This is a genomic window from Rhodohalobacter barkolensis (assembly GCF_002834295.1).
In the GTDB taxonomy this organism is placed as follows: Bacteria; Bacteroidota; Rhodothermia; order Balneolales; family Balneolaceae; genus Rhodohalobacter; species Rhodohalobacter barkolensis.
This window is the reverse complement of the sequence record NZ_PISP01000003.1, coordinates 1-26,262: the sequence shown is the minus strand read 5'-3', so window position 1 is coordinate 26,262 and position 26,262 is coordinate 1. Positions and strand designations below refer to the sequence as shown.

Sequence of the window (26,262 nt, the reverse complement as noted above, 5' to 3'; positions counted from 1 at the left end):
GGTTTTTAATTTAATTAACTTGTTATTCCATCCCGATCACTTCTTTTGGCATATGCATGGTTACCAGCATGTGTGGCACATCCACCACTTCTGCGATTTTTAGATCTCCGGCAAGTGATGCCAGCGCGTATGCATCGTACCGATCCATACCGTGTTCAGCCACCAGGTAGTCGATCATATATCGGGTGGCTTTTTCTGCGGCTTCGTCTATTGTTTCACCAAAAGCGGTTACGGCATAGTAGTCGTCCGATTCATATTCCGGTTCCGGAATGGATCGTCCACCTTTCAGAACTTCAACTTCATAGACTATTCTCATGGGGGCTTCAATAGCTGTTCCGCAAACTTCGCCCATTCCCTGAGCCGCATGCGTATCCCCAATGGAGAAAAGAGCTCCTTCAACAAATACCGGGAAATAGATTGTAGTCCCTTCTACCATGTGTGGGTCATCCATATTCCCGCCGTTGTAGCGCGGAGGAATGGTGGAGAGCATTTCGTCTGTATCAGGTGCAACTCCCATCACGCCCGGAAATGGCTTGAGCGGAATGCTGATCTCATCTGAAAATCGAGCGCTGCTGCCGCCATCTTCAAACGTGAATGTTTTAAGCCAGGGCTGATCAAACTCATCTGCCAGGAAACCAAATCCGGGAATGACGGCGGTCCAGCCCCAATCGCCCAGTTCAATGTTGTGAAGAGTAACTTTGAGTACATCGCCGGGTTCGGCCTCTTCAACATACACGGGACCTGTGAGCGGGTGGATTGGATCAAAATCGAGATTATCAAGATCCTCTACAGTGGATTCGGGTGTAAGCTGACCGTCGGAGGCCTCTTCGGTGTACACTTCAATAACAGAACCTGAAGGAACGGTTAAAACAGGTTCAATCAACCGGCTCCAGCGACTATGGGTTTGATCATTCGTCAGTGAATATTGAGGTTCGGGGTAGTCTCTTGTTTCTGACTTTTCTGTTTGACTCTGTTCAGTTCTGCAACCGGCAAGGAGTCCCGCAATGAGTAGGGAAAGTAAAAGTCGTGTCATGGCTGATAAATTATATTAAGGTTGGTCTGATGAGAGAATATGCGAAAAAAGAAGAAGAGATTGTAAAAACCCGGTAAAACCGATGCGTGCCATGAACGAAGCGTATATTCATCAAGGTTATTAATGTATAAAGTAGCTGTATAAAGATAGAAACGGTCATTAAAAATGAGTAAGGAGCAAACATGATTTATGTCAATGAGTTTACCGATGGAATTTTGAATCCCAATGAGGAGATGCGATACAAAGTGAAGGATGGAGGGTTGATTCTTGCAAATACGGCTCCCGGTTGCTGGGGACCAATGATCACTCCAAAACTAAAAGGCGGACACGAAGTAACCAAACCGGTTTATGTTGAAGGAGCTGAAGTGGGTGACGCGATTGCTATTCATATACAGTCGATTCAAGTAACATCCATTGCAACTGCATCGGGAAATGATAAAACCGTTGAGGGGCATTTTTTGGGAGATCCGTTTGTTGCTGCTAAATGTCCGGAATGTGGAGAAATGAATCCAGATACAGAGATTAAGGGGATTGGGAAAGACGCAATTCACTGTAAAAATTGTGGTGCGGTCATTACTCCTTTCGTTTTTACCAATGGGTACACCATGGTTTTTAATGACGAGAAAACAGTAGGGATTACTTTGGATAAGACCGGTTCAGAAAAAGTGGCGAAAAATGGTCATCACTACATGGAAACTCCCGAAAACTCCATTCAAAACCCGATTGTGTCACTGGCTCCAAGTGATATCGTTGGCATGGTTGCCAGAATGCGTCCGTTTTTGGGCCAGCTGGGTACAACTCCCGCTAGGCCATTTCCCGATTCACACAATGCAGGAGATTTCGGCCAGTTCCTGATCGGTGCACCGCACGATTATGCACTGACTGCCGAAGAGCTGGAAGATCGAACCGATGGCCACATGGATATCAGCCGTGCCCGCGAAGGTGCTATTGTAATTTGTCCGGTGAAAGTTCCGGGAGGTGGTGTTTATCTGGGTGACATGCACGCTATGCAGGGCGATAGCGAAATAGCCGGCCACACAACAGATGTATCCGGAGTTGTTCAGTTGAAGGTTGATGTACTTAAAAATGTAAAAATAGATGGACCGATCATCCTGCCTGTTGAAGAAGATCTGCCACATTTGGCCAAGCCATTCAGCGAAAAGGAGAAACTGAACGCAAAACGACTTGCTGAACAATGGGGAGTGAAAGATCTGGAAGAGGCGCTGCCGCTTCAGTTTGTAGGAACCGGTGCAAACCTGAATGATGCTACCGATAACGGCATGAAACGTGCATCCGAATTGCTTGGGATTTCAGTACCTGAATTAATGAACAGGATAACCGTAAACGGCAATATAGAGGTAGGCCGGCATCCTGGTGTGGTGACGGTTACGTTTCTGGTGCCTAAAAAATTACTTGATAAGGCCGGAATTTTGGATATGGTTGAGAGACACTACCAAAATTAGATAGTACTTCAATTAGTCTCTCGGTGTAAATATTACAACCCTCGTTATCGATAGTCACAACGGGGGTTGTATTTTTTTGCAAAGGGTTTTGTATTTTATTCAGGCTGCTTGAAAATAAGTAAGCTACCTTCTTTCTACCAACCTCCGCCGGCGCCACCGCCTCCGGAACCAAAACCGCCTCCACCCCCGAAACCGCCAAAACCTCCGCCTCCACCGCCAAATCCACCGGAAGAACGACCACCTCCGCCGAATCCACCTCCCCAAACAACAACTCCGCCTGAGCCGATTGTATGGCGTTTTCTTCGGCGCATACCTTTTTTCGGTGGGCCGCCAACAGCGCGGACAATGGTGTAAATCACGAGCAGAATAATAATTAAGGCAATGATGTCAAGGCCGGGAGAGTCGTCATTCTGCATCATTTCAACGGCATCATACTCACCGGCGGCAAGCTGCATAATGGTTGTGCTTGCATCATCGAGTCCGCTATAAAAGTCGTTTCTTCGGAAATTAGGCCTGAGAATTTGATCAACGATTCGTCCGGCCATGAGATCTGTTACGGCTCCCTCGAGTCCGTAACCTACCTCAATCTGCATCTGTCGATCGTCCACGGCAACCAGAATTAACACACCGTTTTGGCGTTCACCTTCCCACATCCGCCAGCTGTTGAAAATTCTATTGGCAGCTTCTTCACGGGTAACTCCCTGTAGATTATCCAAAATAGCAATGGCAATCACATTGGATGTACTGTCGCGATAGGCGCGCAATTTACGTTCGAGCTGCTGTTCCTGATTCGAATTCAAAACATCGGCATAGTCGTTGACGTGCCCGGTGGGTGTCTGCGGAAAGTTTTGAGCGGTTACTTCACTATTACCGATTATGAAAAATAGAATCAAAAATAGAATCAAAAATAGAATGGTGAATATTGCAGCGGGGTGTCGATTAATCATCGTCTTTATCAACTCTGTTATCCTTAAAACTTATCTCGTTACCCAGTTCATCGGGATCATCTCCTGCACTTGGGAAATGTATTTTGAGCTTTTCCCCGATATCCCCGACAACCTGCTCAATTCCCTGCTCAAAGTTTTCTTTTTTGAATTCAGAAATCAGACTGTCAATCTCATCTTGCCAGAAATGGTCGTCAACCAGCTTGCTGATTCCTTCATCCCCAAAAACGGCTACTTTTTTATCATCGGTAGCAATGTATAGTATTACTCCGTTTCGGGCTTCTGTTTGATCCATACCCAGCTCATGAAATAGTACCTTTGCACGTTCAAGCGGATCTTTTTTACACTTGAATTCAATGTGTACTCTTATTTCGCCGCTTGTATTCTTTTCAGCTTTTTCAATTGCTTGTACAATCCGTTTCTCATCTTCTTCGGATAGAAATTTTCTTGCAGGCATAGTAGTAATGATTAATCAAATGAGACTTCAGGGGCTTGTTCCGCACCTTCAATAGCTTCGAAATAGGCTTTTTGCTGGTGGCCGAATATTCCTGCAACCAGATTAGCAGGAAAACGGCGAATGGAGGTGTTGTATTCCTGAGCAGCTCTGTTGAATCTCATTCGTTCAGTAGAAATACGATTTTCTGTACCTTCGAGTTGAGTTTGAAGATCACGGAAATTTTGCGTTGCCGTTAGCTCCGGGTAGCGTTCAACAGTAACAAGCAGCCTGGAAAGTGCACCGCTTAACTGCTGCTGTGCCTGATCAAACTGCTGAAGTGCTGCAGGGTCATTCAGATCCCCGGCGCTCACGTTGATAGATGTGGCACGGCTTCTGGCTTCGATTACCTGTGTGATGGTTTCCTGCTCAAAATTAGCCGCTCCCCGGACAGTGCTGACAAGGTTTGGTATCAAATCTGCCCTGCGCTGATATTGGTTTTCAACCTGTGCCCAAGCCTGATTCACTCCCTCTTCTTTTTCAATCAGTGAGTTATTCAAGCCAACCGCGTAAATCACGATAAAAGCGATAACCCCAGTTCCAATCCAAGTCTTAATATTCATTGATTTTAGGTATTTAATTTCTGGTTACAAGATTAGATGCGAATATACGAAACTGATTTGGGTTTGATTCATGTTAATTGACTGTATCATCAATTTGTTATAAAAGGCCGTACCTTACAGCCTAATTAAAAAACTGCTTAACAGAATAAATTTTCTTTTACCTCACTCATGAAACCATCTTTTGTCTATTTTGACCTCGACAATACACTTTTAGATCACATATCTGCGGAGGGAAAAGCACAGCAAACCACTTACGATAAATACCCCGAACTTCAGCAAGTATCCATCGATGATTGGCTGGCGAGATATCAAATCGTTAACCACAATCTTTGGGAAAGTTATCAAAGAGATGAAATTAACCGTTATGAGCTGCAGCAGGCTCGTTTCAGGGATACCATGGAACAGCTTGAACTGGATACCGGTAGAAGTGAGGAGATTGGGCATTTCTACATGAATAACTATCGGGAGTTTTGGTCCTGGGTTGAAGGCGCTCAAACTGTATTAGAACAGGTAAGTTCGAAGGTGAAATCCGGAATCATTACGAACGGATTTAAAGAGACGCAGGAGCTAAAATTTGAGAAATTAAATCTGAAGGATTACTGCAGTCCTCTATTGATTACTGAAGAGATCGGTAAGTTAAAACCACATCCAATTGTGTTTGATGTGGCAACGGAGAAAGCCGGGGTTGCGCGAGAAGAGATTCTCTATGTGGGAGATTCCTTTTCATCCGATATTGTGGGTGGAAATAATGCCGGTTGGAAAACAGCTTGGTTTACGGCATTAATCGACAAAGAGGCCTCCCGAAATGGCAATACAGATGTATCAGCAGATTTTGAATTCGACAATTTTGCAGAATTGCTTGACTATTTGGATATGTGATGTAGTACATCTTTCAAAAAAAGTAGAATCGAATGCCTGCTGAACTACCTTGATTTATAAACCCCGATTTAGTTGAAGTAGATTCGAAACCCGAGACCGGCGCTTAATCCGCTGTTATATAAGGATCGATCGGTCGTGTAGTATGTCCTTTCAGACGTTTCTCCGTTCGGGCCTACTGTCTCAACGCTTGATTCCTGCCTGACACTGCTCAGAACGGCTCTATAGGTTGTTTGTAAAAAGAGTGAAAAGGGATCTGCCAGTTGATATTCCAGGGAAATGAACCCGATGAACGATGCGTGGGTATCATCGGAGCACTTATTGTCTACATCAAAGATTGTGTCGAGGATGGATCGCCAGGTGGTTCGGCAGGATCGATCCGCCATTTTAAACTCCTGAATACCCACACCCGGTTTTAAACGAAGATCATCGGTTATCTGAAATACCGCCGCGGCTGAGAGTCCAATCACATAAGAGACGGCAGCATCGTAACCGCGGCTGTAGAGGAAACTGTATTCCATTCGTGTGTAGTCCTCATCAAAATAGGAGGCTTGCAACCCGATCGATCTGTTGTTCGCGAAATTCCGGTCGTTAACGGTCAGATTCGGAGCGTAGCTTCCGGTTAAACTCAGACTAAAACCTGAGTGGGATTGTCCGGCCGCTTCATACAACGGAATTAATATGAAAAGTAGCAGAAAGTAGTGAAATTTCATGGCCGATCGTTTCGATTAAACGCCGATTCACTGTATTTTAATAATAGGAACGCCACAGTCATCAAGCGAACGATTTAGATAAATTCTCTGATTTCTATAATGTGGCAACAGTGAACAAGTTTGAATAAATAGAATTTAGTAAATCAGATTAAAAAAAAACAAATAGATAACAATGGCTAAACTAACTTTAAAGGATGTAGAACTGAAAGGCAAAACAGTTCTGATGAGAGTGGATTTTAATGTGCCTATTAAAGAAGGAAAAATTTCTGATGACAATCGAATTACCCAGGCTTTAGATTCTATCAATTATGTGGTGGAACACGGTGCGAAATTAATTCTGACAAGTCATTTGGGGCGTCCGGCCGGTGAGCCTGATCCAGAATTTAGTCTAAAACCGGTAGCAGATCATTTAAAAGGATTGGTTGACGTGCCTGTTCATTTTGCCGTTGATTGTATCGGTGAGGAAGCGGATGCCGTAATTGAAGCAGCAGGTGAAGGAGAAATTGTGCTGCTCGAAAATGTTCGGTTTCATGCAGAAGAGAAGAAAAACGACCCTGAATTTGCTAAACAACTTGCCAAGCACGCCGATCTTTTTGTAAATGATGCTTTTGGAAGCAGCCACCGCGCACATGCATCTGTTGCCGGGGTTACTGAATTTTTACAGCCTTCAGTATCCGGGTTCTTGCTGGAAAAAGAGATTAAATACTTAGAAGAAAGTGTTAATAATCCTCAGCGTCCATTTGTGGCTATCCTGGGTGGCGCGAAAGTATCTGACAAAATCGGTGTGATTGAAAATCTTCTCACCAAAGTGGATTCCATTATTATAGGCGGCGGTATGACGTATACTTTTCTGAAAGCGAAAGGTTGGGAAATTGGAAACTCATTGGTCGAAGAAGATAAAGTTGAGCTGGCCGGAGAGTTAATGAAAAAGGCCGAAAAAGCAGGTGTGAATTTTATGTTACCGCTCGATTCGGTAATTGCCAAAGAGTTCAAAAATGATGCAGAGCATAAAGTTGTGGATTCAGACGAAATTGAACCGGGCTGGATGGGCCTGGATATTGGTCCGCAGGCATGCTTGGCATTTGGGAATAAAATCAAAGCGGCACAAACCGTGGTTTGGAATGGACCTATGGGTGTTTTTGAAATGGAAAACTTTGCAGAAGGGACATTTACAATAGCTCAGGCACTTGCTGATGCGACAAAAACCGGCGCTACAACGATTATTGGCGGCGGTGATTCTGCATCCGCAATTAAAAAAGCCGGTTTGATGGATCAGGTATCTCACGTCTCAACCGGTGGCGGCGCAAGCCTTGAGTATCTCGAGGGGAAGGAACTGCCGGGTGTTGTGGCATTGACGGATAAATAAACCAACTATTCGTGGCACGTTTAAAACCGTGCCACGTATGTTATCCATTTTTTTATCGCGAGGATAAATCCTGCGCTCGTATGATAAACCCATGAATGGGTTTTTAATATTTGGCAGATTCCTTCAAAATCTAACTCTGGCTTGAATTCCAATATCACTTTTCCGGTTGCCGTCAATCTGCAGGTTACCGCTGCTGATGACATCCCGGTTTTGATAGACTGTAGTGGATAGTTTCAACCAGAAATCGAGCCAAGACGATGCACTGTAATTTATCAGCATATACATCCTCTGACCACGATCAAACAGCATCGTATTGGATAAAACAAAGAGCAGGTCGTTTTCGAACTGATACACTCTGGAATTAAAATCATCGGTATTAAAAAGTGTTGCTCTAGCGTCAACCCGAAGATTTTGGGATACATAGAATCGAATATCCTGAAAGACTAAGTAGCCACGGCTTGACCCATTTCCGGTCGATTTTGAACGGGACATATCAAACCGTGTTCGAAGTCTCACCGATGGAGTAACCTGATATTCTGCCTGAAATCTGGCTCCGGTACGTCTGTTTGCTCCCAAGATTCTAAACTCTCGGCCAAAATCATCAAAATCTGCATACTCTTCTTCTCTCACTTTATGTCGGAAAAGAGCATAGAACTTCAATGATGGGACCGGATTGAATTCGAATAGTGAAAGCCAGTCGTACCCCGAAGTGGGTTGCCGCTGCTGAAAGCGTGCTGAAGGGAAGCGAAACTGATCAATGTAGGCACTAACCTGAACTTTGGAGCTCAGTTCGTGTCGTACTCCAAAGTAAAAACCTTCTTCATTGCCTGGATCACCGGACTGTTCACCAAATCCCGCCCCAAAAATAGATTGCAGGGTTGGTTCGTAATACCGATAAACGGCTACAGCATCGGTTCGATTTCCAAGCTCCAGCTCGGCACCGCTGATCACACCATAACCGCCATTATCAGTATAAGCGGCTTCGCCAAAAAGCAGAGCGGGACCGGCCAGTAGTCGATAGTCAGCAGAATAGCCGCTAATTGTTTGCCCTTCAAAATTGTTGATTTGCCAGGGAAGGTTCCCGGTTTGTATGGGTTTGTCGAATCGATTGTGATAACCTGATATACCGAAAAATCCATATGGAATCTGAACTCTTAATCGACCACCGATTGTTTCCTGTTCAAGATTGAATCTCCTTTCTCTCTCATTGAGCGTTCTGTGATATCCGCTTTCAGTCGGAAAGCGTACATACGTGTCGTTAATTTCTGATGCTGTGCGCTTGCGATTAGAATAAAAACCGGATAGCTGCAGCCGACCGCCGTATGTTGCAGCTACGCCCCTGAATCCCGTCATCTCCTGGGCTGAAGTAAATGGACGAATTCCACGATCGTTTTTATTGGGTGTTCGGATCACCTCACTGCCCTTACCAAATGCTCCACCACTCCATAGCAGTAATCCCTGACCAAATGAAACACTATAATCACCTATCACTAAACTTTTAAGACGGCCATTATCCATGAGTGCAACGTGCCAGGAAGAGTAATCAAAATCTGCCGGATGATTTAGGGGTTCGCCGGGATCTTTGTCCTGGGTTAGGTTAAGGGAGAGATGATTACTGGTGAATCTGAACCGTTGATAGTACTTAAAAGGGCTGCCTACAAATCCTCCTGAAGTATCAGGACGCTGAAAACCGTGCTGCTCTTCAAGCGTCTGCTGATATCGGGTGAAATTTTCAAATCGGCTGTTCTCAGTCCAGTATTTTGAATTTAAATAGAGATCTCTGCCGCGATCCAGTCCCGAACTGACAGCGATATAGGGTAGGATTCGATCCAGTGTTGCCTCTCCAATTCCCGTTACATTTAACAGATCATTGATAGACTGAAATGGTGCTTCTGTTTCACGATACTCGACAATATTTTGGGCCAGACGAAAATTCAAGCCCGGTACCTGAAGTAAATCATCTACATCTGCCCGGTTTATATTCAAGGGGTTATTTGCCAGATTCTGAAGAAATTCAAGAAGCTCTTCAAGGTTTTGTTCTGATTCATCACTGTCAAACTCGTCAAGAGCTCGCTCAATATCTTGTTCGATGCGAGTTTGTGTAGAATCTTTTTGCTGGGCTTTTACAGGTTCAGATGGATAGAAAACGGTTGAAAAAATCAGTATTGAAATGCAGTATATACCGACTATGCGTTTGTCAAATGTTCGATATGTTCTGTTTGTGTTTTTCATCCGCATTCATTCAAATTCGGATTGATAGATCAAGGGCAGGACTCATACCGAGCGGATTATGCTGCTGAACCGCAAAATTTATTCCCCATCGATTGGAACCGTATCCGAACCCGAATGAGTAGGTAGAAGGCTTGGTTGTAATACCTGCCCGGGCATAAAAAGCAGTGAAGAATTCATACTCAATTCCTGTTCTGAAGGAGAGGGGGAAGTGGATATCCTTGACAATTTCTGAAACGATCTGAGCCTTTTCTGTGGGGTTGTAGCTTAATCCTGCTGCAAGTTCTCTGGGCAGTTCTTCATCGGTGTCTCCATAAGCCGGCTGATTTACATTCGTTGCCCGGGCTCCAAGCCAGAATGATTGAGTTATCTCTGCTGCAACTCCCAGGTTTAGCCCTATGGCTCCGGCTGAACCGTAATTTTCACCTTGAAAAACATGAATATATGAGAGAGATGTGCCATAGTGGATTTTACCTTCGCTATTCTTGTAGGCAATACGAAACCGATTTTCACTGAAAAGATTGAATCCGTATCGATGTATTCCGATTCCAAAAACACCGATCTTTGACGGCATATTGATGGATGCAGCCATATCTGTTATTTCTGCAATCCCTGCATATCGAAAACCGTAAAATGAAAATTGGTTACCATCCGTTGGTAACAGGGCTGAATTGTTAAATACGGCCCATTCCGAATTTGGAATGGACACACCGATTTGCCCCATTGAAATGGCTTTGGCCCCTATAACAGACTGTGCCTTTAAAGGAGAAGTAAAGATTACCCATAAAGCCACAGAAATTGTTGAAATAAAAAGGGATATTATTGAAGTCCTCTTTATCATTCTCAATTGATTTCGTTTTACAACTTATATTATCTGAATATGAAGGATAAACTTCAAATCATAATTATTGTTAAACTTCTGCTTCTGTTGGCTTTAACTCTCAGCTCGGAAAGTTTAAATGCACAGGAGCTGAATTGCACCGTTTCGATAAATGATCGACAGATCAGTGGATCATCCTATGATTACATTTCAGAACTGGGTCCGGCACTGGAGAGATATCTAAACGAAAACAGGTGGACGGACGACCGTTATCAAGAGCATGAACGTATTCTTTGCAATATTCAGATCATCCTTACAGACTCTGATAGTAATTCGAATTTCACGGCCGAAGCGGTGATAACGGCCAGCAGACCTATTTACAATTCCAACCGGCAAACGAACCTTTTTGTGATCAGTGACAGCAACTGGAGGTTCAACTACACCAGAAATAAAAATCTGATTTTTGATGATCTGCAATTTGATGAGTTAACCACCTTCATCGATTTTTATACCTACATCTTATTAGGTTATGATTACGATAGTTTTTCAGAGCTTGGCGGAACCTCATTTTTCAACAATGCACAAGAAATTTTTGAAATAGCTCAAAATACGGGAGCTCAGGGATGGGGCAGGTCCATCGGAGCGCAAAGAAACCGATTTGGTTTAATTAATGATATTACGAACCCATCATATAGAAATTTAAGAGCGGCGTACTACAGGTATCACCGGCTCGGTCTTGATCAGTTTACTGAAAATCCGGAAGAGGCCAGAAATGAAATTGTTGAGGCTTTGGATGAGATCCGGGAGACCAAACGTGTGACAAGCAATAATTACCTGTTTGATATCTTCTTCGGAACCAAGTCTGTAGAAATAACAGCCGCTTTGATGGATGCAACGCCTTCAGTGCGCACAGCTGCTTATAATATTCTAAGTGATGCAGATCCTGCCAATACTTCGGAGTATAGAAAGTTGATGGAGTGATTTTATGTGGTGTTTCTCTTTTTAGTCTGTAAAAGAGTAAAATTAAGGGGCTCTGTTTACTTATACTTCCTATACATCTATTTGATCAGAGTCATTTTATTTGTGAACACTCCATTGGATGTGACTAATCTTGTGATATAAACACCGCTTGATAAGTTTGATGCATCCCAAACCCTCTCATAGCTACCTGCAGAAAGGGTTTCGTCAATGATTGTAGCTACTTTACGACCAAGCATATCATAAATTTCAAACTTAACTTCACTTTGTATTGGAAGATCAAACCGAATCCGGGTTGAAGGATTAAACGGGTTCGGATAATTCTGTTTTAATTCGAATGAGTTTGGCAGATCTGCAGCGTCAGATCCCGGATTTATATTTAATTCGAATTGTATGTGGCTATCTTTGTCTCTGGTTATAACTTCATATCCTGTTTTATGACGAGTTCCATCTGAATGTTCTGCAAGATGACTCATGTCTACTCTAACTTTTTTCGATTCTCTGACATTGTACGTTTGACCTGTTTGAAGATTTACCAGCTCAACTTCCCAAGCCTCCGGAATATTTTCAAAGTTTGAGAAATTAAGTTCGATGTCATCAGATATTGGGAATCCATCTTTATAAGCGTTAACACTGAATGGAATGGTGATGCTAGATCCAAAGCGGCGTGGCAAATGATTGGTTGCAAGCCGATCGTTACGATTTGTCAGGGAGTAAACCTCCAAGTAATCGCTTACTCCGGGGGGTGGTAAGAGTTTGTATGCATCGGATTCATCTAAACCATAACTGGCAGATTCGCTGAAAGAAAAATGTGCCGTGGACTGATATCTCCTGGAATATCTGGCGTTGATACTAATGAGAGGTGCATTCTCCTGCTGAGTAGCTTTTCCTGAAAATGAACCGCCAAACGTTTTTGCATCTTCACTTACAATAAGCTCAGGATTTTCATCTGCTTTTATCCAAAAACTTTGGAAAGGTGCCAGAATACCATCGTCGATATCCCCAACACTGCCGTTCCAGGTTAAATACTGATTCGTATTGGGATCCCAGACATAAATTGTAGGATCTATATTGGTTTTTGTCCATGAGGGGTGATCCCAGTCGATAGCCGCTCCATATGGATTTCCAACCATATTCCATCCGGTATCTGCTTCTGCGGTATAGGTAACGTTCAGGTCAATCTGACCACCGGTGCCTTCATTTTCCAATCCATTTACATCCAGAAGGTAGGGTAGCGGATCGTTGTATCGATTGTCGCTTTCCACATCACCAAACATGTAGACAAAATAGCCTCGGCCCGGCACTATTTGATTTGAAGCACTCGTCGGAGCCCGCCATCTCTGGTTATCCGTGCCTTCAAATGATTCTTCATACCAAAGTACGTTGGGTTGTAAATCGCCGGAGAGTGAAGCACCGGTATACCCTTGAGTAAGAACACCGTTTAAAAAATTATCAAAGTCTGCAGCAATAGGTGAGGATAGCATTCGGTACCCGGGCTGTCCGTATATTTCCAGTTGATAAGTGAGCTCCCCGGAAGTGACATTTTTATTGTTAGCGATTAAGGAAAGTCCGTCTCCAATTACGAATGCACCGTCGAGCAGGTTAAGCGTACCATTTACCCGGTATGACTGATTGGCAAGTACGTTGTTGCTATTATCAATGGTAAGATTGTTCACATCTGTTGGGAGGGCATCCCCTGTGATTTGCTCTGATTGGCCGTTGTACACATAGTTTGCCTCTTCGCCAAAAGTACGGGTGTTGGTTTGAATATTTCCGGCTGAAGCAGTAGTTGAAATACCGTCCGCTGAACCAATTTCTAAAGTTGAACCATTTTCGAGAGTAAATTCGCCCGTACCCGAAATCACAAAATTTTCAGTCGATAAAATACCGGCTCCGTCGCCTGTGTTAACCACATTCAGCTCGCCGGGCTCGTTGAGCGTGAAATCTTGAACGAGTGAAATATTGTGATCTGTGCTATTGCTGCCACCAATAAAGATGATGTCGCTGGAACCGGGTGCAAATCCTGCGGGGTCGCCATCATGGCCGGTGAAAGACCAGGCGTTCGGATTGTCGAAATCACCGCTCTGAATGCTATAGTAAACAGTTCCAGAGGCCGGAGTTAGTTCGATCTCAGCGGTGTCGGTTATCGTATCTCCGTCAATAGTTCCGGAAATTGTGACTACGCCCGGGGTATTTGATGATGTAAATGTAGAACTGTAAGTCCCATCGGCGTTGTCGGTTACCGGACTTAAGGTTCCATCTGTTGCAGACAGAGTAACGGTTGCCCCTCCATCCGTGATATTAACTCCATCTTCGTCAACGGCTTGAACGGTGATATTAGAAGTTGAACTACCGTCAGCTACTAAGATGTCGGGATCAGCTGTAATTGTGGTTTGAGTTGGGTCGGGTTGTGCAGGAAGCTCAAATGTGATGATAATTTGGCCATCGGCTCCGCTGGCGCTGTTTCCATTTCGTCCACCGCCCCCACCGCCGCCGCCGGGGACTTGGCCGGGTTGAGCTTCTTGATCTCCTACGCTTCCTTCACCACCATTACCAGTTCCTATACCGCCATCTCCACCATTCTCTTGCGCGCCATTTACACCATTACCACCATTAGAGTTAGTAAACGCAGACCCACCGCCGCCGCCGCCTGCTCTTGTAGGTGGTGGATTGCCAGTGGTCTGTCCATTTCCACCGGTACCTCCGGAAAAAGATACACTACCAATGCTTGAAGTTGCGGTACCGCCTGCACCGCCATCAGATTGATTCCCGCTGCTTCCTCCACTGGCAAGAACCTCATTTCCATCACCAAAAAATGAGTCACCTCCTGCATTTCCGGGAGTTCCGCCAAGACCTACCGTAAAGTTATAAGTGTTTCCCGGAATTACACTGATTGTTTGCGTTGAATATGCACCTCCGCCTCCACCACCTTTCGAGGAATTACCTGCAGCTTCAATGCTACCACCACCTCCGCCTCCCCACACTTCAACGGTGATCTCAAATACATCTTCGGGTGCGGTCCATGTGCCAGAGGTGGTAAATATGTTTTCTTCAGTGGGCGCGGGTGGTGTGAAACTAAAATTGGTGACCTGGGTTTCGGCTCTTCCAAACTGTTGATCTGTAGATCGCGCCAGGAAACAGAATTGATCTCCGGCATTTATGGAAAAACTCACATTGCCCGACTGAATATCTGCACCGTTATCGTCGGTTAATTGAGTTGTATTTCCATTAACGATGTAACCAAACGGGTCATATTGAGGTCCGTCAACGTCATCGGATTCATAGTTCCAGTCAAACTCCAAAACCCCCTCATTTCCACCCGGAATTGTGATACAGTAAGTAGAATTATTCTCTGTACCCGACTGATCGTCTGAACTAATTAAGCTTATTGAATTCGGCGCATCACCTGTATCGACACTCCCGTCACCGCCATCAGGATCAAAGGTCCAATTTGCCGGAGCAAACTCGTCTGCAAAACCGTTTACCGGAGTTGTGAGAGATTGAGTAGTAGGGACCTGCAGGTTCATCTGCTTAGAAGCAGTACTGATTTTTAATTCAGCTGGCATTGGCTGCCAGTTTCTGGAGCTGCTAATTGTATCCTGTACGGCTCTGTCCTGCGCGCTGGCTTGATTAAAAAGCCCTCCGATGAGCAGAATTGAGAAGAGAGAGATTAAAATTTTTATGGACTGAGAGTTTCTCATACCTTTTAAAAGAGTGAAGCCCAAGTGCAAATGGGTATATTTAAAGATACACAGTACGGCCTGTTCAACAGAATTAGAATGATTTTATTTGATCGTTAAAGATATAATTAATTTTAATGGATTACTGTAGGCTCAAAGCTACTCAAACGGAATAAAAATCTATGAAGGGAATCATATTAGCGGGGGGAACCGGATCGCGGCTTTATCCCCTGACCAAAGTAACCAATAAGCACTTATTGCCAGTTGGTAATAAGCCGATGATCTACTACCCGATTGAAAAACTGACGAATTCGGGAATTGAGGAAATTTTAATTGTCACGGGAACCGAGAACATGGGAGATGTGGTGAATTTGTTGGGTTCAGGTAAGAATTTTGGATGCCGGTTTACATATAAGGTTCAGGACGAAGCAGGGGGGATTGCCCAGGCGCTTGGTTTGGCAAGGAATTTTGTTGGGGATAATTCTATGACTGTAATTCTGGGTGATAATATTTTTGAGGCAGATTTAAAGGATGCCATGAAAAAATTCGATAGCCACGGAGCTCAAATTCTGATCAAAGAGGTTGATGCTCCTGAACGCTTTGGAGTTGCTGAAATTGACGGGGATCAGATCAAAGGGATTGAAGAGAAACCGGCCCATCCGAAATCCAAATTTGCTGTAACGGGTATTTATATCTATCCGCCGGATGTGTTTGATATTATTGAAACCCTCGAGCCATCCAATCGCGGTGAACTGGAAATTACAGATGTAAACAATCACTATATCCGACAGGGGCGCATGAAATATTCGGTACTGAAAGGGTGGTGGACCGATGCCGGCACTCCGGATTCCTACAAGAGAGCTAATGAGCTTGCCGCTAAAACCTTTTGAAATGAAGTTTCTCATCACAGGTGCAAATGGACAATTGGGAAAAGAGTGGGTTCGCTTTTTAGAATTGAAAGGGTTGCCTTTTGATGCTTTTGGCTCCTCAAAGCTGGACATCACAAACAGGGAAGAGGTCAGAAATCGGCTCAAAGAGTGTCGGCCTGATGTTGTGATTAACTGTGCTGCCTACACTAACGTGGACGAAGCTGAAGATCAGACAGAGCTGGCATATTCTGTAAATGAAACTGGAGTTGAGCATCTGGTCAGTGCCTGTATGGAATACAACTGTAAATTGGTTCACTTCAGCACGGACTATGTGTTTCCCGGTAACTTTGAAGATGGGAGTAAGTTTCCCGAAGGTTATCCTGAAGATGCTGAAAAGCGACCCGTCAACGCTTACGGCAGATCTAAACGAGCAGGTGAAATTATTATTGAAAAGAGCCCACTTGACTGCCTGCTCATCCGGGTTTCGTGGCTATGTGGACCATTTGGTAACAATTTTGTAAAAACCATGCTTCGTCTCGCGGAAACACGGAATGAACTTTCTGTTGTAGATGATCAAAAAGGAAGCCCGTCTTTTACGTTTGATGTGGTTGAAAAAACATTTCAGTTGTTGAAAGATGGTAAATCCGGAATCTATCACATTAGTTCAAAGGGAAAGATTTCCTGGGCCGATTTTGCGGAGGAAATATTCAATCAATCGGATTTAAAAGTGAAAGTGAATCGGATTCCTTCATCAGAATTTCCTACGAAAGCAAATCGCCCTGCTTTTTCGCTTCTGTCCAATCAAAAACTTGAAAAAGAGGGATTAAATGTGCTTGCTTGGAAAGCAGGATTATCAGTTCTTTTAAAGAAACTAAATCATCCATTATGAAATTTGAAGAGACATCGCTGCAGCACGTCTGGCTAATCAAACCCGACAGATTTAAGGATGAAAGGGGAGAGTTCCTGGAAACATTCCGGGTGGAGTTGTTTAAAGATCACGGGCTGGAGTTTGAGTTTGTCCAGGATAATATTTCTGTATCCAAAAAAGGGACGGTGAGAGGGTTGCACTATCAATTGCCTCCTGCCTCACAGGGGAAGCTGGTGATGGTTCCGAAAGGTAAAATACTGGATGTTGCAGTTGATATGAGGCAAAATTCACAAACCTTTAAACAACACTATGCAACGATATTGAGTAGTGAGAACCGGCATATGATGTTTATCCCTACCGGTTTTGCACACGGTTTTTCGGTACTCTCGGATGAAGCTACCGTATACTATAAGTGCAACGATTACTATAACAAGAAACTGGAACGGGGTGTGAAGTGGGATGATCCCGACTTGAATATTGATTGGAAGGTTGAAGCACCTATTCTCTCAGAGAAAGACAAAAATCTCCCGTTATTAAGTGAAATGGATGAACATGATCTGTTTTAAATAGGCAAGTGTGAATTTTCGAAAATAAACCAAGAGAAATGAAATTAATTGTAACCGGCGGTGCAGGATTTATCGGCTCAAACCTGATACTCTATCTGCATGAAAACTATCCCGATGTTGAGATTTTGAATCTCGACAAACTCACATATGCATCAGATATTAACTATCTAACTCCCCTGAAACAATCGGGTCGTTACCATTTCAAAAAACTTGATCTTGTTGACCGGATAGCGGTAATGGAGACCGTTAAAACATGGAAACCGGACGGTGTGATTCATCTTGCGGCAGAATCTCACGTGGATAACTCCATTCAAGGCCCTGAGCCGTTTATCCTGTCTAATGTTGTAGGAACATTCAATATTCTGGAAGAGTGCAGGCAATTCTGGAATAGTGAGGCATCAACGGTTTCAGGTCCCAAGCGATTTCTACATGTATCTACGGATGAAGTGTATGGTACGCTTGGCGATGAAGGATCCTTTACGGAGACTACTCCGTACGCGCCAAATTCTCCTTACTCTGCATCTAAAGCGGGCAGCGATATGATTGTGCGATCCTACTTTCACACCTATGGAATGAACACGGTGATTACAAACTGTTCAAATAATTTTGGTCCGCATCAGCACGATGAGAAATTGATTCCAACCGTGATAAGAAAGGCACTGGAGAAGGAAGAAATTCCGGTTTACGGCTCCGGAGAAAATGTTCGGGACTGGCTTTTTGTGAGAGACCACTGTAAAGCATTGATGAAAATCTTTGAAGAGGGAAAGGCGGGTGAACCCTATAATATCGGCGGGAAAAATGAGTGGAAAAATATAGATCTGGTTCGGCTGATATGTGATATTTTGAATAACGAAGTTGGCGAAGGCCCCGATGGGGATTATAAAAACCTGATTACTTTTGTGACCGATCGTCCCGGGCATGATTTTCGATACTCGGTAGATATCTCAAAAATCAACAGTGAACTGGGATGGGCTCCTTCTTCCGACTTTGAAGAAGAACTTGCAGAAACGGTTCGATGGTATATCAGGCGATATTCAGAGAAGTAAAATTCACTCAATCAAAGATAACCTCGGTGTGAAACTCACCATACTCTCCAAACGGATCAATATCATCAGGGAGTGACTCAATAAATTTTCGATTGAACGTCATCCCGGGTTTTATCCTGTTTCGGTGAGATTCAGAAACAGATCGCAGCTTAACGGTAACTTTTTTCTGTTTTTCAAGGAGAGTTAAAAGCTCCTCAGTGGACTTTTTCCATATGGGGAAATGGCATTTGAATCCAAGATTTCCAAATTCTTTTACCCGCCACTCTCGGATATCCTGCAAATGAATATCCCCAAATATCAAATCAGTAACCCGGTATGGGGCAGATGTAAACTCGATTTTAAGTGTTGACAGATAAGAACGATTATCAACCGGGTGAGAAAGTGGAATGGTGATGAGCGGAAGCTCAAGTTTTAATGCCTGTCGTTGAATCCGGCTGATCGGTATCTCCTGAAATGGCACCACTCCTGTTTCATCATCATAGGTTGTGATCAATATCGGCTCGGGATTTTCATTAGATTGCCACTCCAAAAGTGCCAGGTAAGAATCCTTGCCGCCACTCCAGAACAGTACAGGTTTTTCAGGCTTTTTATTTGTTGATTGCATGGCTAATTTCTACGGAATGATCGGGTTAATACCCCTGTTTGAATCACAAAGTTAAATATCAAACTACAAAAAGATTTATCGATGAGTAAAAAACAGTATTGGCTAATGAAGTCTGAACCGGATGCCTACAGTATCGACGACCTTAAACGTGATGGCCAGATTCGCTGGAGCGGCGTGCGAAATTACGAAGCACGCAACATCATGAGAGACAAAATGAACATCGGAGACCGGGCGTTTTTCTATCATTCGAATGTGAAACCGCCTGTGATTGCTGGCGAGATGGAAGTTTGCACAGAGCCATATCCCGACCCGCTCCAGTTTGATCCGGATAGCAAATACTTCGACCCAAAAAGCAGTGAGAGTGATCCGCGATGGCAGCTGATTGATGTGAAATTTATTCAAAAATTTGAGAAACCTGTCACGCGTGATGAGCTTAAGGAGCATGAAGATCTTTTAGAAATGCAGCTTTTTAAACGGAACAGACTTTCTATAACCGAGGTGACTGAAGAGCAGTATAAAAAGGTTTTAAAATTGGCAGATGAATAATTGCCACGGAATCACGGAAGTGCACTGAAAATTATGAAACGTTCCGTGCTTCTGTGGCAAAATTTGTGGGTAATGGATCTTTGCGCTCTTTCTACCCAATCCCAAAAAACTCAGCTTTTGTCTTAAAGTAGGGCTCGAATACTTTCTTCAGGGACTTGTGTTCAGGTTTGGAAAGTTCGTTGTCTGTTCGAACAATTTGCCACGCATCATTTTTAGCCTGCTCCAATGTGATTCGATCTTCCAGAATATCCCCGTATTTAAATTCAGGGAGTCCACTCTGCTTCGTGCCGAGAAAGTCTCCGGGGCCACGAAGTTTTAAGTCTGCCTCCGCAATTTTAAATCCGTCGGTGGTGTCGATCATCATCTTCAGGCGATAGCGTCCGTCTTTGCTCAGTTTCTGTCCGGGCATCAAAATGCAGTAACTCTGTTTTCTGCCACGGCCAATTCGTCCCCTAAGCTGGTGAAGCTGAGAAAGCCCAAATCGCTCGGCATGTTCTATAATCATGATGGATGCATTCGGTACGTCTACTCCCACTTCAATTACTGTTGTGGAGACGAGTATATCTATTTCACCTTCGGAAAAACGTTTCATGATGCCATCCTTCTCCTCAGGTTTCAACCTTCCGTGAAGCAGACCGATCCGGAAATCGGGAAATCGCCGCTTTAGCTTTTCAAAACCCATGGTGGCATCTTTCAAGTCCATCGCTTCAGACTCTTCAATCAGCGGGTAGACAATGTACGCCTGATCTCCTTTCTTGATGCTTTCTTCGAGAAAATTGTAAACCCCCGGGCGCTCCTTATCTGTTCTTACAGCTGTTTTGATCGGTTTGCGTCCACCGGGTAAGCCCTCAATGATTGAGATATCAAGATCACTATAGATGGTCATAGCCAGTGAGCGAGGTATGGGTGTGGCCGACATCACAAGCAGGTGAGGATTGTTTCCCTTCAGAAGCAGCTCATTTCTCTGTTTTACTCCAAATCTGTGCTGTTCATCGATCACTACCAGCCCAAGGCGGTTAAACTCAACCTTATCCTGAAAAATAGCGTGTGTTCCTACAGCAATCTGGCAAGTTCCGCCGGCAATATCACTTAAAATATCTCTGCGAAGGGGGGCAGACTGGCTGCCGGTAATCAACCTGTGATTAATACCCAGAGGCTCCAGATACTCTTTGATGGTGTGGTAGTGCTGCTCGGCAAGTATTTCGGTTGGGGCCATGAGTGCCGCCTGCATACCGTTATCCACGGCCATAAGCATGGAGCCGATTGCCACAACTGTTTTTCCGGCGCCAACATCACCCTGGATTAGCCGATTCATCTGCTTTCCCGACTGAAGGTCTACACGGATATCTTTCAAGGAATTCTTTTGCCCCTCGGTCAGCTTAAACGGAAGCTGATTGTTAAAGAAATTTTTAGTGAGTTCTCCGGGCTTTAAAATTTTACCTTCTGCTCTTGATATGCGAATGTTTTTGATTTTGGCCATACTCAGTTCAAACAGAAAAAACTCCTCATATTTAAAGCGTTCTAACGCCCGATCAGACTGATTGATGTTTTCAGGTTGATGGATATAGTGAAGAGCTTTATCTCTGATAGGAAATTTGTGCCGCTCCAGGATTTGATTGGGTAGAAACTCCGGTACAGTGGTACTTGATAAAATTTGTTGTACCCAATCGGTAACCAGCTGATTGGTAATATATGCTTTTGAAAAATGCTTATTACTCGGATAGATGGGGATCAGGGATTGAAACTTTTCCACATCATCTGGCCCGGATATTTCATCCACTTCGGGATGTGCCATGCTCATATATCGGCCATACTGTTTTACAGTACCATAAAGGGCAACCCAGCTGCCTTTTTTAAACCGATTGATAAAATATTTCCACCCTTTAAAGTAGACAGCTTTCATCGAACCCGATTCATCACGAATAATCACATCAAGCCGCCGTTTATTTTTGTAGCCGGTAACATTTACGGATTGAACTTTACCAGCTACAGAAACAGGTTCACCGGTTTCACTCAAAAATCCAATCGGTTTAAAATTGGATTTATCAATATATCTGCGTGGGAAAAACATCAGGAGGTCTTCGGGGTGATGGATTCCGGCAGACTGTAGCGCAGCGAGCCTTTTTTGGCTAAGATTATGGAGATCTAGTAATTTCAAATTGATATAATGTTATATAACAATTTATCTATATATTTTGGGTGAATCAGCCGTTTTTGATCAGTTTTGTACACTATATAGGATTTTCGAAACAAAAAGGAAAAATTTTGGATAAATATTTTGCATATGCCGTAGTTAAATTGCTATCTTTATCAGCTCTTGATTTTACGAAACCAAACAGGTAAAACCCGTGCCTACAATACAACAACTTATTAGAAACGGCAGAAGCAGCAAAGTGAAGAAAACAACCTCACCGGCACTGCAAAACTGTCCACAAAGACGTGGTGTTTGCACCCGTGTTTATACAACAACACCTAAGAAGCCAAACTCAGCTCTGCGTAAGGTAGCAAGAGTTCGGTTAACAAATGGCTATGAAGTTACAGCTTACATCCCTGGTGAAGGCCATAATCTGCAGGAACACAGTATTGTGTTGATTCGCGGCGGACGAGTGAAAGATCTTCCGGGCGTTCGGTATCACATTGTTCGTGGAACGCTGGATACAGCCGGAGTGGATGATCGTAAGCAGGGAAGAAGCCATTACGGAACAAAGAAACCAAAAGGTTAACACAGGGACTTTTAATCTTTAGAGATTATGCGCAGAAAAACAGCAGAAAAAAGAGAAGTACAACCGGATCCGATATTTAATGATAAGTTAGTCACCCGGTTTGTGAACAGCTTGATGCGTGACGGCAAAAAGGGCGTTGCAAGAAAGATATTATATCAAGCATTTGAAATTATTGAAGAAAAAACCGGTGAAGAGCCAATTGAAGTTTTTAGAACGGCTCTCTCTAATGCATCGCCGGTTGTTGAGGTGAAAAGTCGCCGTGTAGGTGGTGCGACTTACCAGGTGCCAATGGAAGTGCGCTCAGAAAGAGGCACAGCTCTTGGTATGAGATGGTTGATTCGTGCGTCAAGACAGAGAAATGATAAGTCTATGGCGATTCGATTAAGCCGTGAATTAATTGACGCATCAAAGAATGAAGGTGGTGCGGTTCGTAAGAAAGATGAAACACATCGAATGGCAGAAGCGAATAAAGCATTTGCTCATTTCCGATTCTAAAAAATTTAGTATTTAAACACACAATTTCATGTCTGAAGCAACGACAAAAGCTGATCCGAAAATTATTGACCGAATTCGCAGGACGCGAAACATCGGTATTATGGCACACATTGATGCCGGTAAAACTACTGTAACAGAGCGTATTCTGTTTTACACCGGTAGAAGTCACCGATTGGGTGAAACTCATGATGGTGCTGCTACAATGGACTGGATGGAGCAGGAGCAGGAGAGAGGTATTACCATTACATCTGCTGCTACGCATTGTATCTGGAAAGATCATCGTATTAACATTATTGATACTCCCGGTCACGTTGATTTTACCGTAGAGGTAGAGCGATCTCTTCGTGTATTAGATGGTGCGATTGGGGTTTTCTGTTCAGTAGGTGCTGTTCAGCCGCAGTCAGAAACTGTATGGCGTCAGGCTAACAAGTATAAAGTTCCTCGAATGGCGTTTGTAAATAAGATGGACCGTACAGGTGCAGATTTTTATAACGTGATTGAGCAGATGCGTGAAAAATTAAAGGCAAACCCTATCCCAATTCAGATTCCAATTGGAGCTGAAGAGGGCTTTAAAGGTGTTGTAGATCTAATTAACATGCAGGCTATTGTATGGGATGATGAGTCTTTGGGTGCTAAATATGATGTGGTTGAAATACCTGAAGATCTGAAATCTAAAGCAGATGAATTCCGTAAGTTGATGCTTGAAAACATTGCTGATCATGATGATGAGTTGATGGAAAAGTATCTGATGGAAGAAGAGATTTCAGAAGAAGAAATTAATAGCGCGATCAGAAAAGCTACTCTGGCACGCGATATTACTCCGGTACTTTGTGGAACAGCTCTGAAGAATAAAGGTGTTCAGGTGCTGCTCGATAAAGTGATTGAATATCTGCCAAGCCCGCTCGATGTAGAGGCGGTAGATGGAGTTGATCCAAAGGATGAAACCAAGAAGATGAAACGTAATCCTAGTGTTGATGAGCCATTTTCTGCTCTCGCATTTAAGATTGCTACTGACCCATACGTCGGTAAATTGACATTCTTCCGCGTTTATTCCGGTCAGCTTGAGAAGGGTTCATATATTTTGAACTCAACAACAGGTGATCGTGAGCGAGTTGGCCGAATCCTTGAGATGCACGCCAACGATAAGAAAGATATTGACATTGTACGAGCAGGAGATATTGCTGCTGCTGTAGGTGTTAAAAAGGTGAATACCGGTGATACATTCTGTGATGTGGACAATCCGATTGTTCTCGAACAAATTACATTCCCTGAGCCTGTAATTAAACTGGCTATTGAACCTAAGTCTAAGGCTGATGCCGAAAAACTGACGACAGGACTAGTTAAACTTGCGGAAGAAGATCCTACGTTCCAGGTTACTACTGACGAAGAAACAGGTCAGACAACCGTTGCCGGAATGGGTGAACTTCACCTTGAAATTATTGTAGATCGACTCAGAAGAGAATTTAAAGTAGAAGCTAATGTGGGTCAGCCACAGGTTTCTTATCGTGAAACAATTTCTAAACCTTTTGAGCACCGGGAAGTTTACAAGAAACAAACGGGTGGTCGTGGTAAATTTGCTGATATATCATTCGAAATTGGTCCAATGGAGCATTTCGAGCAATATGCAGATGATGACAAAAATGTATCTGTAGATGAGGATTTTAAATTTGTAAATGAGATTGTAGGTGGTAATATTCCACGTGAATTTATCCCGTCTGTTGAAAAAGGATTCCGACAAGCAATGAAAAATGGTATCCAGGCAAACTATCCCGCACAGAAAATTGGTGTGCGATTGTTTGACGGATCATATCATGATGTTGACTCCGATCAGGTTAGTTTCGAACTCTGTGCTAAATTAGCATTTAGAAATTCTGCAAAAAAAGCCGGTCCACAGCTACTTGAGCCTGTTATGGCAGTAGAGATTACAACACCAGAAGAATTTATGGGTGATGTAATCGGTGATGTAAATGGTCGGCGCGGAATCATCCAGAAAATGGATAATAATGTAGAAGGCTCTGTTGTGAAGGCTAAAGTGCCGCTTTCAGAAATGTTTGGTTATTCAACAGATCTTCGATCACTTACACAAGGCCGTGCGGCATATTCTATGGAGTTCTCTGAATATGTAGCGGTACCTGACTCAAAGGCTCAGGAAATCATTGAACAACAAGCTTAATAACTACTAAAAAAGAATATAATCATGGCAAAAGAGAAGTTTGAGCGGAGTAAGCCGCACGTAAACATAGGGACGATTGGTCACGTAGATCACGGTAAGACGACATTAACGGCAGCGATTACCACGGTAATGGCGAAGACCTACGGTGGAGTTGCCAAGCAGTTTGCGGATATTGACAATGCACCTGAGGAGCGCGAGCGTGGGATTACCATTGCGACGGCTCACGTGGAGTATGAAACCGAAGATCGTCACTACGCTCACGTAGATTGCCCGGGTCACGCCGACTATGTGAAGAACATGGTGACCGGAGCGGCTCAGATGGACGGAGCGATTTTGGTGGTTGCCGCTACCGACGGTCCGATGCCACAGACCCGCGAGCACATTCTGCTTGCCCGTCAGGTAGGTGTACCACAGATTGTTGTCTTTATGAACAAGGTAGACCTGGTGGACGACGAAGAACTTCTGGAGCTGGTAGAGCTTGAAGTTCGTGAACTCTTGTCATCCTATGAATTTGACGGGGACAACATTCCTGTGATTCAGGGAAGTGCCCTTGGCGCGCTGAACGGCGAGTCGGAGTGGGAAGAGAAGATTGTGGAGCTGATGGATGCTGTGGATGACACGATCCCAACACCGGAGCGAGATGTAGACAAACCATTTTTGATGCCTGTTGAGGATGTATTTTCCATTACAGGTCGTGGTACAGTAGCAACCGGACGTATTGAGCGTGGGGTTGTGGAGCTGAACGACGAGATTGAGATTGTAGGAATTGTAGAGCAGCCGATGAAGAGTGTGGTTACCGGAATTGAAATGTTCCGTCGCCTGCTTGACAGAGGAGAGGCCGGAGACAACGCCGGTATTCTGCTTCGTGGAATTAACAAGGAACAGCTCGAGCGCGGAATGGTTCTTTGCAAGCCCGGTTCGATTACTCCACACAAAGAGTTTGAGTGTGAGGTATACGTACTGAGCAAGGATGAAGGTGGACGACATACTCCATTCTTCAAGGGATACCGTCCGCAGTTCTATTTCCGTACAACGGATGTAACCGGAGCGTGTGAGCTTCCTGACGGAGTGGAGATGGTCATGCCTGGCGACAACGTGAAGCTGAATGTGAAGTTGATTCAGCCGGTAGCGATGGAATCAGGGTTGAGATTTGCGATCCGAGAGGGTGGCCGTACCGTAGGCGCCGGAGTAGTAACTAAAATACTTGACTAAAG

The 26,262-nt window shown here is 43.9% G+C and carries 23 protein-coding genes; 13 read left to right on the top strand and 10 right to left on the bottom strand.

The features are described 5' to 3' along the window. Positions 1-22 precede the first annotated feature (22 nt). Positions 23-1,033 (bottom strand): acetamidase/formamidase family protein, encoded by a 1,011-nt coding sequence (locus CWD77_RS10125; RefSeq protein ID WP_101073463.1) that lies wholly within the window; start codon positions 1,031-1,033, stop codon positions 23-25. 182 nt (positions 1,034-1,215) lie between these two features. Between CWD77_RS10125 and CWD77_RS10120 the strand changes: the two genes are divergently transcribed. After that, a complete protein-coding gene (locus CWD77_RS10120; protein WP_101073462.1) occupies positions 1,216-2,496 on the top strand; it encodes an acetamidase/formamidase family protein in 1,281 nt (426 codons plus the stop codon). 134 nt (positions 2,497-2,630) lie between these two features. Here CWD77_RS10120 and CWD77_RS10115 read toward each other — a convergent pair whose 3' ends face one another. The 3 genes from CWD77_RS10115 to CWD77_RS10105 are packed head-to-tail and all read right to left on the bottom strand — an operon-like array spanning position 2,631 to position 4,496. Further along, positions 2,631-3,443: a TPM domain-containing protein gene (locus tag CWD77_RS10115; protein ID WP_133120215.1), complete on the bottom strand. Its 813-nt coding sequence runs from the start codon at positions 3,441-3,443 to the stop codon at positions 2,631-2,633. Continuing rightward, positions 3,436-3,897 carry a TPM domain-containing protein gene (locus CWD77_RS10110; RefSeq protein ID WP_101073461.1) on the bottom strand — a complete coding sequence of 154 codons (462 nt, stop codon included), beginning with the start codon at positions 3,895-3,897 and terminating at the stop codon, positions 3,436-3,438. The genes CWD77_RS10115 and CWD77_RS10110 overlap by 8 nt, the downstream gene beginning before the upstream one ends. Before the next feature lie 11 nt (positions 3,898-3,908). After that, entirely contained in the window at positions 3,909-4,496 is a 588-nt protein-coding gene (locus CWD77_RS10105) for a LemA family protein (protein WP_101073460.1), read from the bottom strand. Between the two features lie 168 nt (positions 4,497-4,664). Here CWD77_RS10105 and CWD77_RS10100 point away from each other — a divergent pair, with 168 nt between their 5' ends. Beyond that, the gene (locus CWD77_RS10100; RefSeq protein ID WP_101073459.1) at positions 4,665-5,375 is read left to right on the top strand and encodes an HAD family hydrolase; all 711 of its coding nucleotides are present in this window, start codon (positions 4,665-4,667) and stop codon (positions 5,373-5,375) included. A gap of 68 nt (positions 5,376-5,443) precedes the next feature. Here the strand turns inward: CWD77_RS10100 and CWD77_RS10095 are convergent, their stop codons facing one another. Next, complete coding sequence (locus CWD77_RS10095; protein ID WP_101073458.1) at positions 5,444-6,085, bottom strand: outer membrane beta-barrel protein; 642 nt, start codon at positions 6,083-6,085, stop codon at positions 5,444-5,446. Positions 6,086-6,257: 172 nt separating this feature from the next. On the opposite strand from CWD77_RS10095, the gene CWD77_RS10090 reads away from it, so the two are divergent. Next, a complete protein-coding gene (locus CWD77_RS10090) occupies positions 6,258-7,451 on the top strand; it encodes a phosphoglycerate kinase (RefSeq protein WP_101073457.1) in 1,194 nt (397 codons plus the stop codon). A gap of 123 nt (positions 7,452-7,574) precedes the next feature. Here the strand turns inward: CWD77_RS10090 and CWD77_RS10085 are convergent, their stop codons facing one another. Together CWD77_RS10085 and CWD77_RS10080 are read right to left on the bottom strand one after the other, a co-directional pair. Then, positions 7,575-9,683, bottom strand: coding sequence for a ComEA family DNA-binding protein (locus tag CWD77_RS10085; RefSeq protein WP_165779131.1), 2,109 nt, complete (start codon positions 9,681-9,683; stop codon positions 7,575-7,577). Positions 9,684-9,693: 10 nt separating this feature from the next. Next, the gene (locus CWD77_RS10080; RefSeq protein WP_133120214.1) at positions 9,694-10,521 is read right to left on the bottom strand and encodes a hypothetical protein; all 828 of its coding nucleotides are present in this window, start codon (positions 10,519-10,521) and stop codon (positions 9,694-9,696) included. Positions 10,522-10,560: 39 nt separating this feature from the next. On the opposite strand from CWD77_RS10080, the gene porD reads away from it, so the two are divergent. After that, on the top strand, positions 10,561-11,481 hold the full coding sequence (porD, locus tag CWD77_RS10075; protein WP_101073454.1) for a type IX secretion system protein PorD: 921 nt from the start codon (positions 10,561-10,563) through the stop codon (positions 11,479-11,481). A 77-nt stretch (positions 11,482-11,558) separates the two neighbouring features. Here the strand turns inward: porD and CWD77_RS10070 are convergent, their stop codons facing one another. Continuing rightward, a complete protein-coding gene (locus CWD77_RS10070) occupies positions 11,559-15,179 on the bottom strand; it encodes an invasin domain 3-containing protein (protein WP_101073453.1) in 3,621 nt (1,206 codons plus the stop codon). Between the two features lie 161 nt (positions 15,180-15,340). On the opposite strand from CWD77_RS10070, the gene CWD77_RS10065 reads away from it, so the two are divergent. The 4 genes from CWD77_RS10065 to rfbB are packed head-to-tail and all read left to right on the top strand — an operon-like array spanning position 15,341 to position 18,507. Beyond that, positions 15,341-16,048: a sugar phosphate nucleotidyltransferase gene (locus CWD77_RS10065; protein ID WP_101073452.1), complete on the top strand. Its 708-nt coding sequence runs from the start codon at positions 15,341-15,343 to the stop codon at positions 16,046-16,048. A 1-nt stretch (position 16,049) separates the two neighbouring features. Beyond that, the gene (gene rfbD / locus CWD77_RS10060) at positions 16,050-16,916 is read left to right on the top strand and encodes a dTDP-4-dehydrorhamnose reductase (protein WP_101073451.1); all 867 of its coding nucleotides are present in this window, start codon (positions 16,050-16,052) and stop codon (positions 16,914-16,916) included. Next, a complete protein-coding gene (gene rfbC, locus CWD77_RS10055; protein ID WP_101073450.1) occupies positions 16,913-17,461 on the top strand; it encodes a dTDP-4-dehydrorhamnose 3,5-epimerase in 549 nt (182 codons plus the stop codon). Before rfbD ends, rfbC begins: the two co-directional genes overlap by 4 nt. A gap of 38 nt (positions 17,462-17,499) precedes the next feature. After that, positions 17,500-18,507, top strand: a complete 1,008-nt coding sequence (gene rfbB, locus CWD77_RS10050; protein ID WP_101073449.1) for a dTDP-glucose 4,6-dehydratase — start codon at positions 17,500-17,502, stop codon at positions 18,505-18,507. Positions 18,508-18,514: 7 nt separating this feature from the next. Here the strand turns inward: rfbB and CWD77_RS10045 are convergent, their stop codons facing one another. Then, on the bottom strand, positions 18,515-19,111 hold the full coding sequence (locus CWD77_RS10045) for a Dph6-related ATP pyrophosphatase (protein WP_101073448.1): 597 nt from the start codon (positions 19,109-19,111) through the stop codon (positions 18,515-18,517). A gap of 81 nt (positions 19,112-19,192) precedes the next feature. Here CWD77_RS10045 and CWD77_RS10040 point away from each other — a divergent pair, with 81 nt between their 5' ends. Beyond that, positions 19,193-19,657, top strand: a complete 465-nt coding sequence (locus tag CWD77_RS10040; RefSeq protein ID WP_240596763.1) for an EVE domain-containing protein — start codon at positions 19,193-19,195, stop codon at positions 19,655-19,657. Between the two features lie 91 nt (positions 19,658-19,748). On the opposite strand, the gene recG is transcribed toward CWD77_RS10040, so the two are convergent. After that, positions 19,749-21,815, bottom strand: a complete 2,067-nt coding sequence (recG, locus tag CWD77_RS10035; protein ID WP_101073447.1) for an ATP-dependent DNA helicase RecG — start codon at positions 21,813-21,815, stop codon at positions 19,749-19,751. 190 nt (positions 21,816-22,005) lie between these two features. Here recG and rpsL point away from each other — a divergent pair, with 190 nt between their 5' ends. Genes rpsL through tuf form a run of 4 tightly spaced genes read left to right on the top strand, consistent with a single transcriptional unit; the run spans position 22,006 to position 26,260 of the window. Further along, positions 22,006-22,380, top strand: coding sequence for a 30S ribosomal protein S12 (gene rpsL / locus CWD77_RS10030; protein ID WP_101073446.1), 375 nt, complete (start codon positions 22,006-22,008; stop codon positions 22,378-22,380). A gap of 24 nt (positions 22,381-22,404) precedes the next feature. Beyond that, positions 22,405-22,875: a 30S ribosomal protein S7 gene (gene rpsG / locus CWD77_RS10025; protein ID WP_420821212.1), complete on the top strand. Its 471-nt coding sequence runs from the start codon at positions 22,405-22,407 to the stop codon at positions 22,873-22,875. 28 nt (positions 22,876-22,903) lie between these two features. Further along, complete coding sequence (gene fusA, locus CWD77_RS10020) at positions 22,904-25,048, top strand: elongation factor G (protein ID WP_101073444.1); 2,145 nt, start codon at positions 22,904-22,906, stop codon at positions 25,046-25,048. A 24-nt stretch (positions 25,049-25,072) separates the two neighbouring features. Next, positions 25,073-26,260 (top strand): elongation factor Tu, encoded by a 1,188-nt coding sequence (gene tuf, locus CWD77_RS10015; protein ID WP_101073443.1) that lies wholly within the window; start codon positions 25,073-25,075, stop codon positions 26,258-26,260. Positions 26,261-26,262 lie beyond the last annotated feature (2 nt).

Coding starts and splice junctions, on each gene's coding strand:
- CWD77_RS10125 (WP_101073463.1), bottom strand. CDS start 1,033: ATGACACGACTTTTACTTTCCCTACTCATTGCGGGACTCCTTGCCGGT.
- CWD77_RS10120 (WP_101073462.1), top strand. CDS start 1,216: ATGATTTATGTCAATGAGTTTACCGATGGAATTTTGAATCCCAATGAG.
- CWD77_RS10115 (WP_133120215.1), bottom strand. CDS start 3,443: ATGATTAATCGACACCCCGCTGCAATATTCACCATTCTATTTTTGATT.
- CWD77_RS10110 (WP_101073461.1), bottom strand. CDS start 3,897: ATGCCTGCAAGAAAATTTCTATCCGAAGAAGATGAGAAACGGATTGTA.
- CWD77_RS10105 (WP_101073460.1), bottom strand. CDS start 4,496: ATGAATATTAAGACTTGGATTGGAACTGGGGTTATCGCTTTTATCGTG.
- CWD77_RS10100 (WP_101073459.1), top strand. CDS start 4,665: ATGAAACCATCTTTTGTCTATTTTGACCTCGACAATACACTTTTAGAT.
- CWD77_RS10095 (WP_101073458.1), bottom strand. CDS start 6,085: ATGAAATTTCACTACTTTCTGCTACTTTTCATATTAATTCCGTTGTAT.
- CWD77_RS10090 (WP_101073457.1), top strand. CDS start 6,258: ATGGCTAAACTAACTTTAAAGGATGTAGAACTGAAAGGCAAAACAGTT.
- CWD77_RS10085 (WP_165779131.1), bottom strand. CDS start 9,683: ATGAAAAACACAAACAGAACATATCGAACATTTGACAAACGCATAGTC.
- CWD77_RS10080 (WP_133120214.1), bottom strand. CDS start 10,521: ATGATAAAGAGGACTTCAATAATATCCCTTTTTATTTCAACAATTTCT.
- porD (WP_101073454.1), top strand. CDS start 10,561: ATGAAGGATAAACTTCAAATCATAATTATTGTTAAACTTCTGCTTCTG.
- CWD77_RS10070 (WP_101073453.1), bottom strand. CDS start 15,179: ATGAGAAACTCTCAGTCCATAAAAATTTTAATCTCTCTCTTCTCAATT.
- CWD77_RS10065 (WP_101073452.1), top strand. CDS start 15,341: ATGAAGGGAATCATATTAGCGGGGGGAACCGGATCGCGGCTTTATCCC.
- rfbD (WP_101073451.1), top strand. CDS start 16,050: ATGAAGTTTCTCATCACAGGTGCAAATGGACAATTGGGAAAAGAGTGG.
- rfbC (WP_101073450.1), top strand. CDS start 16,913: ATGAAATTTGAAGAGACATCGCTGCAGCACGTCTGGCTAATCAAACCC.
- rfbB (WP_101073449.1), top strand. CDS start 17,500: ATGAAATTAATTGTAACCGGCGGTGCAGGATTTATCGGCTCAAACCTG.
- CWD77_RS10045 (WP_101073448.1), bottom strand. CDS start 19,111: ATGCAATCAACAAATAAAAAGCCTGAAAAACCTGTACTGTTCTGGAGT.
- CWD77_RS10040 (WP_240596763.1), top strand. CDS start 19,193: ATGAGTAAAAAACAGTATTGGCTAATGAAGTCTGAACCGGATGCCTAC.
- fusA (WP_101073444.1), top strand. CDS start 22,904: ATGTCTGAAGCAACGACAAAAGCTGATCCGAAAATTATTGACCGAATT.
- tuf (WP_101073443.1), top strand. CDS start 25,073: ATGGCAAAAGAGAAGTTTGAGCGGAGTAAGCCGCACGTAAACATAGGG.